The 14,453-nt window shown below is 39.0% G+C and carries 15 protein-coding genes; 4 read left to right on the forward strand and 11 right to left on the reverse strand.

Annotation, left to right across the window (positions count from 1 at the left end; genetic code table 11):
* The 3 genes from tolR to ybgC are packed head-to-tail and all read right to left on the reverse strand — an operon-like array spanning position 1 to position 1,580.
* The gene (tolR, locus tag AC1M9E_RS04725; protein WP_092766076.1) at positions 1–450 is read right to left on the reverse strand and encodes a protein TolR; all 450 of its coding nucleotides are present in this window, start codon (positions 448–450) and stop codon (positions 1–3) included.
* Positions 451–1,149: a protein TolQ gene (tolQ, locus tag AC1M9E_RS04730; RefSeq protein WP_179998400.1), complete on the reverse strand. Its 699-nt coding sequence runs from the start codon at positions 1,147–1,149 to the stop codon at positions 451–453.
* Between the two features lie 23 nt (positions 1,150–1,172).
* Entirely contained in the window at positions 1,173–1,580 is a 408-nt protein-coding gene (ybgC, locus tag AC1M9E_RS04735) for a tol-pal system-associated acyl-CoA thioesterase (RefSeq protein ID WP_035265725.1), read from the reverse strand.
* A 262-nt stretch (positions 1,581–1,842) separates the two neighbouring features.
* Here ybgC and AC1M9E_RS04740 point away from each other — a divergent pair, with 262 nt between their 5' ends.
* Positions 1,843–3,069, forward strand: coding sequence for an acetamidase/formamidase family protein (locus AC1M9E_RS04740; RefSeq protein WP_488225087.1), 1,227 nt, complete (start codon positions 1,843–1,845; stop codon positions 3,067–3,069).
* A gap of 48 nt (positions 3,070–3,117) precedes the next feature.
* Here AC1M9E_RS04740 and AC1M9E_RS04745 read toward each other — a convergent pair whose 3' ends face one another.
* Positions 3,118–4,461 carry an amidohydrolase gene (locus tag AC1M9E_RS04745; RefSeq protein ID WP_481596832.1) on the reverse strand — a complete coding sequence of 448 codons (1,344 nt, stop codon included), beginning with the start codon at positions 4,459–4,461 and terminating at the stop codon, positions 3,118–3,120.
* Between the two features lie 205 nt (positions 4,462–4,666).
* On the opposite strand from AC1M9E_RS04745, the gene AC1M9E_RS04750 reads away from it, so the two are divergent.
* Positions 4,667–5,464 carry a hypothetical protein gene (locus tag AC1M9E_RS04750; protein ID WP_481596833.1) on the forward strand — a complete coding sequence of 266 codons (798 nt, stop codon included), beginning with the start codon at positions 4,667–4,669 and terminating at the stop codon, positions 5,462–5,464.
* Between the two features lie 15 nt (positions 5,465–5,479).
* Here AC1M9E_RS04750 and ruvB read toward each other — a convergent pair whose 3' ends face one another.
* The 3 genes from ruvB to AC1M9E_RS04765 all read right to left on the reverse strand — a co-directional run bounded on the left by ruvB (position 5,480) and on the right by AC1M9E_RS04765 (position 8,563).
* A complete protein-coding gene (gene ruvB / locus AC1M9E_RS04755; protein ID WP_481596834.1) occupies positions 5,480–6,487 on the reverse strand; it encodes a Holliday junction branch migration DNA helicase RuvB in 1,008 nt (335 codons plus the stop codon).
* An 11-nt stretch (positions 6,488–6,498) separates the two neighbouring features.
* Positions 6,499–7,101: a Holliday junction branch migration protein RuvA gene (ruvA, locus tag AC1M9E_RS04760; protein ID WP_035265729.1), complete on the reverse strand. Its 603-nt coding sequence runs from the start codon at positions 7,099–7,101 to the stop codon at positions 6,499–6,501.
* Between the two features lie 121 nt (positions 7,102–7,222).
* Positions 7,223–8,563: a deoxyguanosinetriphosphate triphosphohydrolase gene (locus AC1M9E_RS04765; RefSeq protein ID WP_035265731.1), complete on the reverse strand. Its 1,341-nt coding sequence runs from the start codon at positions 8,561–8,563 to the stop codon at positions 7,223–7,225.
* Between the two features lie 428 nt (positions 8,564–8,991).
* Between AC1M9E_RS04765 and sohB the strand changes: the two genes are divergently transcribed.
* Complete coding sequence (sohB, locus tag AC1M9E_RS04770; RefSeq protein WP_179998383.1) at positions 8,992–9,954, forward strand: protease SohB; 963 nt, start codon at positions 8,992–8,994, stop codon at positions 9,952–9,954.
* A gap of 53 nt (positions 9,955–10,007) precedes the next feature.
* On the opposite strand, the gene AC1M9E_RS04775 is transcribed toward sohB, so the two are convergent.
* The gene (locus AC1M9E_RS04775) at positions 10,008–10,649 is read right to left on the reverse strand and encodes a DUF2238 domain-containing protein (RefSeq protein WP_488225088.1); all 642 of its coding nucleotides are present in this window, start codon (positions 10,647–10,649) and stop codon (positions 10,008–10,010) included.
* 162 nt (positions 10,650–10,811) lie between these two features.
* Here AC1M9E_RS04775 and AC1M9E_RS04780 point away from each other — a divergent pair, with 162 nt between their 5' ends.
* Complete coding sequence (locus tag AC1M9E_RS04780) at positions 10,812–11,051, forward strand: hypothetical protein (protein WP_092766082.1); 240 nt, start codon at positions 10,812–10,814, stop codon at positions 11,049–11,051.
* Between the two features lie 74 nt (positions 11,052–11,125).
* Here the strand turns inward: AC1M9E_RS04780 and purB are convergent, their stop codons facing one another.
* From purB to mnmA, 3 genes are read right to left on the reverse strand one after another with little or no spacing between them, the layout of a single operon-like run.
* The gene (purB, locus tag AC1M9E_RS04785; RefSeq protein WP_092766083.1) at positions 11,126–12,514 is read right to left on the reverse strand and encodes an adenylosuccinate lyase; all 1,389 of its coding nucleotides are present in this window, start codon (positions 12,512–12,514) and stop codon (positions 11,126–11,128) included.
* A 55-nt stretch (positions 12,515–12,569) separates the two neighbouring features.
* Positions 12,570–13,301, reverse strand: coding sequence for a high frequency lysogenization protein HflD (hflD, locus tag AC1M9E_RS04790; RefSeq protein ID WP_092766084.1), 732 nt, complete (start codon positions 13,299–13,301; stop codon positions 12,570–12,572).
* A 14-nt stretch (positions 13,302–13,315) separates the two neighbouring features.
* Positions 13,316–14,449: a tRNA 2-thiouridine(34) synthase MnmA gene (mnmA, locus tag AC1M9E_RS04795; RefSeq protein WP_035265757.1), complete on the reverse strand. Its 1,134-nt coding sequence runs from the start codon at positions 14,447–14,449 to the stop codon at positions 13,316–13,318.
* Between the last annotated feature and the right edge of the window lie 4 nt (positions 14,450–14,453).

Here is a 14,453-nt window from a genome sequence, read left to right on the forward strand (position 1 = left end):
TTATTGAATTGGTTTGGTCAGCAAGCCAACTTGATTGATCCCTGCATCTTGTAAGTTTGACATGAGCGTCATCACCTCACCATAAGGTCGAGTATTATGACCATTGATGACGACACTAAATTGTTTATTCTCACGTTCAGCAGTTTGTTGTGCATCACGGAGTGTCTGTTGTAATTCCTGCAAGCTCAGTGGACTTGGTTGGCTACCCTTGTATTCTAAAAAGTATTGTCCTTGTTGATCTAAAGTCACCATAGCTGGTGCATCCTTAGATTCAATCGGTACACTGTTTGCTTCAGGTAAATCAACTTTTATGCCACTTGTGATCATTGGTGCGGTCACCATAAAAATCACTAAAAGTACTAACATGACATCAATATAAGGAACTACATTCATGTCACTGTTAAGTGGCTTTTTGATGCGTTGGAAACGCCCTGAACGACGAACGGCCATTTATTCAGCTTCCTGTGTAGAACCCACAGAACGACGTTGTAAAAGCGCCACCATTTCTTCAGCAAACAAGGAACGATCTGAGTAAATTTCTTCACTTTTGGCCGTATAGTGGTTGAATGCAAGTACTGCAGGAATCGCAGCAAATAAACCAATAGCAGTCGCAATGAGGGCTTCCGCGATACCTGGTGCGACAGTTGCTAGCGTCACTTGATCGACTTGGGCTAAGCCGATAAAAGCATTCATAATGCCCCAGACTGTACCAAATAAACCAACATAGGGCGCAACCGAACCAATACTGGCAAGTGCACTGAGGCCTTGTTCCATACGGCTCTGATCTCGGCTTAAACCCACCCCAAGAATACGCTCTGTGCCATCAATGACTTGTGCTGTTTCAGCTTTGGTTTTTTTGAGTTTGAGAAACTCTGCAAAACCAAGATAAAAAACATCTTCCAAGCCTTCACGCTTAGAGTTGACTTGTGCATTGTTATATAAAGTGTTGAGTTCAGCACCAGACCAAAAAATCTTTTGAAAATGATCATCACCTTGGCGAGCTTTTTTAAACGTCATATGTAACTTGGCAATAAGGTACCAGCTAAAGAGTGAAGCTAGTACCAACACCAGCATGACCAGTTGTACGACTGGACTCGCTTGAAGAATTAAATCTGTGACGTGAAGTGAAGATTCGAGTTGTGTTGCCATAGTTACATGTGCCAATCATATTTTTATGCGTGGGCTAATTCTTTTTCGATTAGATCACGGATTTCATTTGGAATTCTCAGCGGTTTCATTTCAGCGCTAATACACGCCAATTCTACTTCCCCTGAAGCTAGCATGATTTCACCACGATAAATATTTTGTTGCAATACAAAAGACGTTGCTTTACACGAAACTACACTTGCTGTAACAGTAATTAAGTCATCCATTAATATTGGACGTGAATATTTAAGCGCTAATTTATGCACGACAAAGTTGTAATCTTTTTGATGCCAGTAATGTGAAATCCCTGAAGCGCGTAACCATTCTGTACGTGCGCGTTCCATAAAGCGAATATGATTGGCATGATAAACAATGCCTCCTGCATCTGTATCTTCAATATACACTCGGATTTGAAATTCAAATTTGTTCGCCATACAGGTGTTCCATTACTTTAAATAGTCCAGTGTTTTGCAACATTCTTGACAAAGAATGCGAAACGCTGATTGATACAATGTTTGAAAGGCTTGAAGTTTAGCACTCCATTTTTACAGACCAATGGCACAAGATTTCAAAAATAGCTGTAGATTGGGCGAAATATTTTAAGATGAAAATGCAGATCTAATTGAATTTTATTCATGTTTGGCATAGGGCTTGCTTAAATAATTTCACATGAAATTTATAGTTGGATTTGGGTGTATGTTAAAAAAGTTAGCTTTATCGATTTCGATTGCTACATCGATATTAAGCCTTTCGACCATGAGTTTGGCTGAAGATTTTAAAATTTTAAAACAGATTGAAAGCAAGCCAACTTTACTAAAAAAAGGGGAATATGCTGGACACTATTATATTCCAAGCACACTCAATACTATTCAATGGGGTTATCTACCGAATAAAGATGCTAAGCCAGTTTTAACGGTTCCATCGGGGAGTCATGTGACTTTTGATACAGTGTCACATGAAGGTTTATTAGAGGATCAAGGGCGTGATGCTGAAAAATACTTTACATCTAAAGGTGTTAAAAAAGAGCACATTTTAGATGAAGCGAAATTGATCACCCGCTCTAATTTAAAGCATGATTTCCATAAAGATGGTCCACACATTATTACTGGTCCGATCTACGTTGAAGGTGCAATGCCGGGAGACGTGCTTAAAGTTGAAATATTGAAAATAGAACCACGTGTTCCTTATGGTGTTATTTCGAACCGCCATGGTAAAGGTACATTGCCTGAATTCCCTAAACGACAAAAACAGGATCATGCTTCGCCAGAAAATCCCGATGCTTATGGCAATGTTTCAGTATTTACACCCATTGCGCAAAATAAAGAGGGGGTATGGGAGGGGGTGATTCAAACAGAATCTGGTAAAGCGATTCGTTTTCCATTAAATCCGTTTATGGGAACAATGGGTGTTGCACCAAATACCAGCGAACCTGTTCACTCAGTTCCACCCTCATTTTATGGTGGAAATATTGATATTAATGATTTAACTGCTGGGGCAACCGCTTATTATCCTGTTCAAGTTCCAGGTGCATTATTCTACACAGGTGATAGTCATTTTGTTCAAGGTGATGGTGAAGTTGCATTAACTGCTTTAGAAGGTTCAGCGCGTGCAACGTTTAAAATTAGTGTGTTAAAAGCGGGTAAAGATCATATTCCAGGTAAGCAACTTTCTCAGCCATTAGGTGAAAACGATCAATTTTGGATTACACCTGGTTTAGATGAAGATTTGGATGAAGCAATGCGCAAATCTACGCGTGAAGCAATTAATTTCTTAGTGAATGAATATGGCATAAGTGAAGAAATTGCATATGCTTATCTCAGTGCTGCGACTGATTTTGAAGTTTCTCAAGTTGTAGATAAAACCAAAGGCATCCATGCGATGATTCGTAAAGCAGATTTCAAAGAGTTCATCGAGCAGAAATAAATTTTTCAAATAAAAAATCCTCCATCAAGGAGGATTTTTTTATGATGCTTAAGATTTGTTATTCCAATCTTGTTGAACTTGTTGTGCAATAGTCGGATAGTCCATCACAAAACGAATGTGGCTTTCAACGCCAGTTTTTAATGTCGCATCATCTACAATAAATTGAGGGTTATGATTGGGTGCAGCCTTACTCATCTCTTGATCTTGAGGTGTTGCACCAATGAAAATGAACAATGAAGGCATAAGTTGACCATAATAGGCAAAGTCTTCACTTGCACTCGCATTGTTCTCGAGCACATGTAATTTATCTTCGCCATGAATTTTCGCAAGTGAGGGCGCGATGAGTTGAGTTAGTGTTTTATCGTTCGTAGTGACGGGGGCATAAGCGGCAATTTCTACTTTGGCTTTTACGTCATTTGCATGAGCATTATGTTCGATGAGCTTTGGTAAATCCTTGAGAATATTCTGGCGGACTTCTTCACTATTTGATCGAATCGTGCCAACCATATTGACTTGCTCTGGTATCACATTTCCTACCGTTCCACCTTGGATACTGCCAATACTGATTGCCCCCATACCTTTGGTTAAATCTGCACGACGGCTGATCAAACTCTGCATATTACTAATCATTTGAGATGAAGCATAAATGGGATCACGTCCTAGCCATGGCATAGAACCATGAACTTGTTTTCCACTGACATGAATGCGCAAATGATCTGCACTGTTTAAAATGGTGCCATCTTTATAAAAAATATGACCACTTGGCATACCCGCCATAACATGCATACCGAAGATCACTTCAGGCTTAGGATTTTTTAAAGCCCCATCTGCAATCATCTTACGTGAACCAATTTGATCGCCATGGCTAAAGTTATCAATATCTGCTCCACCTTCTTCAGCTGGTTGGAAGACAAACACAACAGTACCTGCAATTTTATCTTTATTTTCCGAAAGCACTTTTGCAGCGCCGAGTAACATTGCTGTGTGAGCATCATGTCCACAGGCATGCATCACTGGCGTTTCTTTACCTTGATAGGTTGCCTTTGCTTTACTCGCAAAAGAAAGTCCTGTTTTTTCCTCGATAGGTAATGCATCCATATCTGCACGTAATGCCATCACTGGGCCAGGTTTTGCACCTTTAAGAATTCCGATTACACCTGTTTTGGCATAGCCTGTGCGGACTTCAATTCCATATTTTTTTAATTCTTTTTGAACCAGAGCCGAGGTTTTAAATTCCATATTGCCGAGTTCGGGATGTTGGTGAATGTGCTGTCTTAATTTGATGGTATGTTGTTCAACCGCGTTCACACCGTCATCAACCCAATCTGCAAAACTCAAGGTTGAAGAAAGGGACAAGATAGTACAAGCAGAAATTAGCCTAAGTGATATCATGAACTCAATGTCCTAAAAATCCTAAAGTTTTATGAGCTTCTCATTCACTTCTGATGGTTGCAAAACTTAACAGGTATATCGAAATACATGAAAAGTATAGTGACCATGAAGCATTGATTTTTAATGCTTTATCCATAGATTTAAAGTTGTTATTATTTGTAAATTATTCATTTTGAATAATTTTTTAATAGTTGTGGGGGAGTTAATGAGTGTTGAAGAAGAACTAAAGCATAATCAAGATGTCATGATTCAACTGCCGTGGACTGTTCCACAGCAGCCGTTATTAATGACACAAATTCAGGTTGACCCTGAAACAAAGAAAATTCCACTCGATATAAAACATTCAACTGATACGACAGCGATTTGGATTACTGGATTATCATTTATCGTGACAGCATTCATTGTATATATGTCCACAAAGCAACAGATAAAAGCGAACATAGAGTTAATAGAGAGTCAAAAAGATCATTTTGAAAAAGAATTAGTATTTAAAAACAAACAAGTTATAACTCAAAATTTTATTCAATATGCTTCGAAATTCATTAGTGGACAAGCAAATCTTATTATAAAACTAAGAGACTTTGGGGTATTTTACGGTTCTATTAGTGAAAAGGAAAAATTGGATCGAACTACACATGTGGGGCAGATATATCAAGAGTTAAGAGATATCTCAAATCAAGTTTTACAAGATTATCATGTCTTAGAGCTATTTTTATTGAATAAAGGCCGTTCAATCACCAATTTAGAAGTAAAAAATAGACTGTTTTTTAACTTATTATGGAGATATTTAGAAATTTTATTAGATGAGCCTAAATCAGAGTCATGGTTTAAAAAAGAGGACATAACACTTAGTGATCTGTTAGAACATAGGGAATTTCAAAATATAGGAATTGAGCTTAAAAAGAATTTAGGTGAAGATAATATTACAATTTACTTGCTGCTAAATGAGTTAAGTAGACAGATTAGCAAATTAATTAAAGCCGAATTAAAAAAAGCAGCCTAAGCTGCTTTTTTAAAATCATTTGTCTTTCGGTTCAGGCGGTGTCATCCCAAATTGCAAATATGCCATATTGGTTGCAATACGCCCACGTGCAGTACGCATCACATATCCTTGCTGAATTAAATAAGGCTCAATCACATCCTCAAGAGTACCAGAGTCTTCTGCCATGGCTGCCGCCAACGCTTCAACACCTGCAGGACCACCATCAAAACGTTCTAATAACATGGATAAATAACGGCGGTCGAGCGTATCTAAACCATCCTTGTCCACATTCAACATATCAAGCGCACGTTGCGCCATTTCTTGTGTGACCTCACCTGTACCTTTCACTTGAGCATAGTCACGTACACGACGCAGTAAACGGTTTGCGATACGAGGCGTACCACGAGAACGACGAGCCACTTCCTTCGAACCAGCTTCAGTGATTGGAACATCCATCAGATTTGCAGAACGAGTCACGATATGGGTCAAATCTTCAACCGAATAAAACTCTAATCGCTGGACGATACCAAAACGATCTCGAAGCGGAGAGGTCAATAAACCGGCACGAGTAGTCGCAGCGACTAAAGTGAATGGCGGTAAATCTAACTTAATTGAACGCGCAGCAGGGCCTTCACCAATCATAATATCCAGTTGGTAATCTTCCATTGCAGGATAAAGGATTTCCTCGATCACTGGAGAGAGACGGTGAATCTCATCAATAAATAAAACGTCACCTTCTTCTAAGTTAGTGAGCATTGCTGCCAAATCACCAGCGCGCTCTAACACAGGACCTGAGGTGGATTTGAGATTGCCACCCATTTCACGCGCGATAATATTGGCAAGTGTGGTTTTACCTAAACCCGGAGGACCAAAAATCAAGGTATGGTCTAAAGCTTCACCACGTCCACGAGCTGCACCAATGAAAATTTCCATCTGCTCACGCACAACAGGCTGACCAATATAATCATCTAATGATGTTGGTCGAATGGCACGATCAAAATGATCTTCTGGTTTTTCAGAACCACTGATAATACGGTCTTGCATAATATGAGATCTTATTTATTCATCGATTTTAAAGCAGCACGGATAATATCGGATGCCTCAGTGAAGTCACCTTTAACGGCATTGACTAACTTTTGTGCTTCTAGTGGCTTGTAACCTAATGACTGTAAAGCAGCTTCAGCCTCAGCGACAGCAGAGTTACCCGTAAACTGAATTTGCGCTGTTGTAGAGTTTGATGTGGATGGCTGAGCTGCAAGCGCTTTAAAGCGATCTCGAAGTTCAATCATCAAACGCTCTGCAGTCTTTTTACCAACACCTGGAACTTTGACTAAAGTGTTTACATCTTCATGTTCAACGGTATGAATGAGCATGTCTACGCTGAGTGTTGAGAGAATACCCAATGCCATTTTGGGACCAACGCCGTTCACTTTAAGTAAAGTGCGGAAAATACTTTTTTCTTGTGCGTTGGAAAATCCATACAGTAATTGAGCATCTTCACGTACAGCCAAGTGCGTCCACAAAGTGACTTTTTGTCCTTTCTGCAATTGGCAAAATGTTGAGAGAGGTGTATCAACCTCATAACCAACACCATTTACATTCAATAAAACTGTTGGTGCTTCTAAAGCAAGCACTTCACCAATAAGACATCCAATCATTCAATTATTTCACTTATTTGTCGATGTTAAATTCACTATGCCAGCATAGTAGTGTTCATTGCTTCAGAACGCAAAATCAAAAAACACTTTATGCTCTTTTCCTGAACACTAAATTTAAGTTTTATAAAAATCCAACTTTATTCCCTTGAAGTTCCTGTGCCAAATGATAAGCCTGATGATCTGAAAATTTTGAGATCACATCTAAGACTTGCATGATATTGTCATAGTGATCATCACTAAAACGAACACCTAAGCCTGAGATAATAGACAGTAAACGTCCTTCCTTAAAGTTATGAATTTTGTTTGGTGTTGTAAGTGGAATAAATGCATCTAGTATGTGCTGTAAGCTTTGATGTGCAATGATTTCTAAACCAGATTTTTGAGGGTGCTCAAAGATTTTCTCCCGTGCTAAATTCTTTGCACAATCAATTCCTGCTTCGATATCGGGCGAGCAATATTGGAGTAAACTACCTTTAAGCTGTCCTGACAAAATTTCAAAATGATGTTTAGCAAAAGCGGAAGTGACTTCATCAACCAAGCGTTTCATCACACGACCACGCAATGCTGCAATCTTTTGTTGCCACGTGGTGTATGGCATTGCAAGTTCAGCAGGCGTGCCATAGTCACCGAGCAGATTTAAAAAAATAGGTTCGACTTGCTCATAGCTGAGCATGTTAAGAATAATGCCATCTTCTAAATCGATCAGGGCATAACAAATATCATCCGCAGCTTCGAGTAAATAGGTGAGTGGATGGCGACAGAAATGATACTCACCATATTGTATAAGACCTAATTGGTGACCAATTTGTTGCAAAATTTCTTTTTCAGATTGATAGCAACCAAACTTAGCTCGTTTACTGGCAGGCGTATTTCCCTGAGAGTCAATGGTTTTAGAAAGCCATGGGTACTTTAAGTAAGCTCCTAAGGTTGCGTAAGTGAGGCGCATTCCACCGTCATTAGGGTGATAGTCAATTTTCGTGAGTAAACGAAGACCTTGAGCATTGCCTTCAAACTGGCGAACATCGGCCTGCTGTTCAGGGGTTAAACTCGATAAAAAATCGCCGTGTGATGCATCATCAAACCATTCTCGAATCGCATATTCACCTGCATGACCAAAGGGGGGATTACCAATATCGTGTGCAAGACAAGCTGCTTGAATAATTGCACCGACATCTGCAGGAGAGATCCACATAGGTAACTCATCACGAATTTTTTCAGCTGCCAGCATTCCCAAAGAGCGTCCGATGCAAGAAACTTCAAGGGAATGTGTTAGACGCGTATGAATGCCATCATGTTGAGTCAGGGGGTGAACTTGAGTTTTACGGTTAAGTTGCCTAAAACTCTGAGAAAAAATAATACGATCGTAATCTTTATGGAAGGGGCTACGTGCTTGTTCTGTATTTTGTTTTGAACTACCAAATCGAACTGTTGATAACAGTTCCAGCCAACGCATTTGAGTCATTTATCATTATTCATCATTACTGTATGGAACCATCATGCCAAAAAAATAGTGAAAAATATATGCTGACACGACATAATTTGGCGCATTGAAAATACATTTCAGAAAAGTTTAACAAGTTAAATAATGAGTATTAAGATGTTGATTTTAAGAGTTATTTTCCTAATATAATTCAATTTATTCACTCTGAAATCATATAAGAGTCTCTAATTGATTATAAAGATAGATATCAATCATGAGATGATGCGTGGATGCTCATCGGTTCGATAATTTTTTATCGAGATAGTATGCATAATGTATCTACTTTTTATGCCGATTGTTGATCAAATTGATCCTACGATTGGCAGAACATTTCAATAAAGCTATTGAAATTTGTCTATTTTGACCTCATGTTATCCTCATAAAGATGAATTATAGAGATGTGAATTTATATGTTATTTCATTTGCCGAAACTTCCTGCCGAAATTCGAGTCACTCACTTAAATGCGCGTATTAATGAACAACGAAAAAAAATTGCGCAAAGTACTGCATCTAAACTTGAACTTCTGCAGTTGTCTCAGCAGTTTTCAAAAGAAGCACGCACGCGTAAAAAGAATAATCAGAAAGTATATGTAATTGATTTTAAAGGTGACATGGCAGCTTCAGCTGTAGAGAATCTTCGTGAAGAAATTACTTTGATTTTGGCGACTGCTAAAGCAGGGCGTGATCGTGTCGTAGTTCGTTTGGAAAGTCCAGGTGGGATGGTACATGGTTATGGACTTGCGGCTGCTCAACTGGTGCGTCTGCGCGATGCTGGTTTTCATCTAACCATTTGTGTTGATAAAGTCGCAGCAAGTGGTGGATATATGATGGCATGTATCGGTAACGAAATTATTTCTGCTCCATTTGCAGTGATTGGTTCAATTGGCGTTGTTGCCCAAGTGCCTAATTTTAATCGTTTACTTAAAGAACATAATGTTGATTTTGAGCTTTATACTGCGGGTCAATATAAACGTACCGTGACCATGTTTGGTGAAAATACGGAAGAGGGTAAAGCAAAGTTTGAAGAAGAGTTGCAACAAACGCATGCATTGTTCAAGCATTTTGTTGAAAAATATCGTCCACAGTTAAATGTTGAAAAAGTAGCAACAGGTGAACATTGGTACGGTCAAGATTCATTAGATTTGAATTTGGTTGATAAGCTTCAAACCTCGGATGAGTATTTATTAAGTTTATTGACAGTGCATGATGTTTACTTAATTCAAACTCGCCGTAAACCTACCTTAGGTGAGAAATTAGGACTGCAAGCGGCACAAATGGCGGACAGTTTGATTCCTGCTGTGATGAATAAAGTTATGGACACTTTAGTCAAAACTAATGCGAACTTAGTGCAACTACGTGATCCTAAACTTTAAATTCAATGAAATAAAAAAAAGCCAATCTAATGATTGGTTTTTTTTATGATTTATCATTTGTATGGTCGAGAGTCTAATTTTCGATATAACATCACTATTCCTGTGATCATGGACCCAAGTGTTGCGAACAGCATATCTTTATGGGCATCCCAAATATCACCTTGTTGACCATTATAATTTTCTGCTGCCTCAGGGGAAAGATTAATCGCAATCGACCATTCAATCCATTCGTAAATGAGACTGGTGGCCATGACAAACTGAACCACAATAAGAAAAAGTACTCGTTCAGATAATTGTGGTAAATAGAATTGAATGATCCTCAGGAAAAAAGGATAGAGAAGTAGACCATAGGCAAAATGGACCAAGCGATCATACATATTTCGCTCCCAACCCATCTGTGCATTTAAATGTATGTTGAAGTAGTGCATCAAACATTCATTATAGGGAACATACGAATATAAATAGTGCGCCCCAAAAATATGAATGATCAGAAATCCAATATAGAGAGAAAATGCGATAAAACTCAAACCAACTTTCTTTTGTATATAGATCAAAAACACCAGCATTAAAGCTGTGCCAAGTTGATGTAAGCCATAAGAAGCATATTCAAGAGGCTTTATACTTGCCAAGATCAGCACTACTATGAAAATGAAGAATACGAGGTGGTGTTTAGGAGTAAAATTTTTGTAGTGCATTTTGTTATATGTTGATTTGATTAATTTCTTCATATGATTGTAAGGTATCAATCCTGAGAATAAGCTGTAGATCGCATTATTTTTATAAATAGTTGTTTATATCAATAGCTCATTGCAATCATGGATGATCAGTTAGAATATGATTTATTTTGAGTTTTTATTATGACGGTTTCAGCTGCTTTTCTTGCACAGCAAAATGCATATTTTCATTATGAGTTTGAAGAGCTTACTTTGGATGACTTTCCTGAAGAGATCTCAGTATCACTCCGAGGAATGATGTTTAGGCATGACATTCAATATGCTCAAGTGACTCATTATATTTACTATAGCGATGTTTTAACTGGTGATGAATTAGAAAAGCTCAGAACTGACTTTATACGTTACTGTCCTGATGAAGCATGATTTTTATTGAAACATTTGATGAGTCTCATACAAAAAAAGCGAAGCCTAAGCTTCGCTTTTTTATTCAATACTATTTAGATTTTAGCAATCAAATCTTTAATTTGTTTCGCTTGCTCAGCAGCATTACCTGTATAAGATGCAGGTGTCATTTCAGCAAGACGCGCACGATCTGCTGCAGGAACAGCTTCTAATTCGTTACCATTCACAAAATTCACCATCATTTCGCGAGTCATTGCTTGACCACGAGTAAGGGCTTTAAGTTTTTCGTATGGTTTTTCAACGTTATAACGACGCATTACTGTTTGAATTGGTTCAGCGAGAACTTCTTGAGCGTTGTCTAAGTCTTCAAGAATACGGTCGGCATTCAATTCAAGTTTACCCACACCTTTCAAGCAAGCTTCAAATGCGATCAAGCTTTGTGCAAAACCAACGCCCATGTTACGAAGAACAGTAGAGTCAGTTAAGTCACGCTGCCAGCGAGAAATTGGGAGCTTTTCACCAAGGTGAGCAAGGACTGCATTAGCAATACCCAAGTTACCTTCAGAGTTTTCAAAGTCGATTGGGTTCACTTTGTGTGGCATTGTTGAAGAACCAACTTCACCTTCTTTTAATTTTTGTTTGAAGAAACCAAGAGAGATATAACCCCAAACATCACGGTTGAAATCGATGAGGATTGTGTTGAAACGACGAAGCGCATCAAACAATTCAGCCATGTAGTCGTGCGGCTCAATTTGAGTTGTATACGGGTTAAACGTGAGACCTAAAGATTCAACAAATGCTTGCGAGTGAGCAGGCCAGTTAATTTCAGGGTAAGCAGAAAGGTGAGCATTATAGTTACCTACCGCACCATTGATTTTACCTAGAAGCTCAACATTGTTGAATTGTTTGATTTGGCGTGCAAGACGGTATGCCACGTTCGCCATTTCTTTACCCAATGTTGTTGGGCTTGCAGTTTGACCATGTGTACGAGACAACATTGGTTGATCAGCGTGTTTTTCTGCAAGTGCAACAATTGAGTCCACGATTTGTTGCATAGACGTAGCTAGTACTTCACGACCGCTTTTCAGCATGAGTGCATGAGACAAGTTGTTGATGTCTTCAGATGTACAAGCAAAGTGAATGAATTCACCCGCATTTTTAAGTTCATCAATGTTTGCAATTTTCTCTTTTAAGAAATATTCAACCGCTTTTACATCGTGGTTGGTTGTGCGTTCGATTTCTTTGATACGGTTAGCATCGTCTTCAGAGAAATTTGCAACGATTGCATCTAAAGCTGCATTTGTTTCGTTAGAAAAAGCTGGCACTTCAGTAATTTCTGGGCGATTTGCAAGTGCTTGTAACCAGCGCACTTCAACAGTCACACGAGCATGGATTAAACCAAACTCAGAGAGGAAAGGGCGCAAAGCATCACATTTGCTTGCATAGCGACCATCTAATGGAGAAAGTGCGGTTAAAGCGTTCATAGCAATTCCTTAAACTTTGGAATGAAACGTAAAACAGAACTCGATATACATCAGGTTAAACCACCTGAAACTGTAAACGAGCGAGATCTTGAATATCTTTCAGTAACTTGCGTTTGGTGAAGATCATGCTCCATGAACTTCCACCTGACTGACGCCATAAATGCGCCATCTGTAAACCTGTAAACAACGAAGCACGAATACGATTGGTGTGCGAAGAATCCTTAAAAGCTTCTGCATTGCCTTTCACCATAATGCGAGGATTAATCTGTCCTGCAGTTTCGACATAGGTTTGAGCAAGGTTTGCAAGAATACTTGGATGTAGATAATTATGATCAAAAAAGGAGAGTTGTTTTAGTATTTTTTCTTGTGATTTTTCAATAATTTCAACGAATTTTGGGTTGCTATATACTTTCTTTTCTAAATGTAATAATGCCATTGCATAGGACATTGGAAGTTTTGCATTGGCAAATTTAGGTATTCTTGATTTTGGTGCAGTATTGAATGGTTGGGTGATGCTACTTTCTAATGTTTTTAATCCCAGAGAAATATCTGCAAGCTGGTTAAAAAAATCTAAGGTTTGACAATTCTTATTGGAAGTAGGGCGAATATTTAAACTCGCCTTAATTAATTGTTCTAAATAGAAGTTACCGTTTTCGCCAATATTTTGTCGACCTGCAATGGCTGTCATATGTGTCAGCTGAGTCGATTGAAATACTGCTGCCAAAGCCAAAGCTCTGTTTTGACGATCATTCAGAGTCTGAAGCTGCTGGAACGGTAACTCTGTCATGCCTGAAAATTCCTTTAAATAAAATCAGGTTTAGGCGCATTGGTATGATGAATCACACCGCCACCTAAACAAACTTCATCCGCGTAAAACACAACGCTTTGTCCTGGCGTAACAGCACGTTGAGGTTCATCAAATTCTACACGTACACCTTGCGGTGCATTTGGGTCATTAAATAAGACACATGCTTGATCAGGTTGTCGATAGCGAGTTTTCGCTGTGCAACGGAAACCATTTTCTGGAATCTCTTGCTCACCTGCAACCCAATCAATCGCTTCAGACCATAACATAGTACTTTGCATGAGGGGATGCTCATGACCTTGGCCAACAACTAAACGATTGCCTTCGATATCTTTGTGTAATACGAACCAAGCACCTTCTTCAGCGCCTTTCATTCCACCGATACCAATACCACCACGTTGACCGAGCGTATAGTACATTAAGCCGTGATGATCACCAACCTCTTTACCATCTTCAAGGACAATTTTACCCGGTTGAGCAGGTAAATATTGCTTCAAGAAGTCATTAAATCGGCGTTCACCAATAAAACAGATACCTGTAGAGTCTTTTTTCTTCGCTGTTGCAAGACCTAAATCTTCAGCAATTTTACGAACTTGAGGCTTTTCAATTTCACCGACAGGGAACAAGGTCTTGTTAATTTCACGACCATGAACGGCATGTAGGAAATAAGTTTGGTCTTTGTTGTTATCCACGCCACGGAGTAAAGGCGCATATTGCTCACCTTTAGAGTTGGTCATGGTTTCACCGCGACGAGCATAGTGTCCTGTTGCGATGAAGTCAGCACCTAATTTCATGGCATGGTCGAGGAATGCACGGAACTTAATTTCTTTATTACATAAAATATCTGGGTTTGGGGTGCGCCCCGCAGCATATTCAGCCAAGAAGTGCTCAAATACACGATCCCAATATTCCATTGCGAAGTTGGCTGTATGTAATTTGATACCGATACGATCACATACGGCTTGCGCATCTGCAAGATCATCCATAGCCGTGCAGTATTCTGTGCCGTCATCTTCTTCCCAGTTTTTCATGAAAAGACCTTCAACTTGATATCCTTGTTGAAGTAATAAAGCCGCAGAGACAGATGAGTCTACACCACCTGACATACCGACGATGACACGTTGTTGCATAGGA

The sequence above is a fragment of the Acinetobacter sp. 24-47-47 genome, assembly GCF_057737035.1.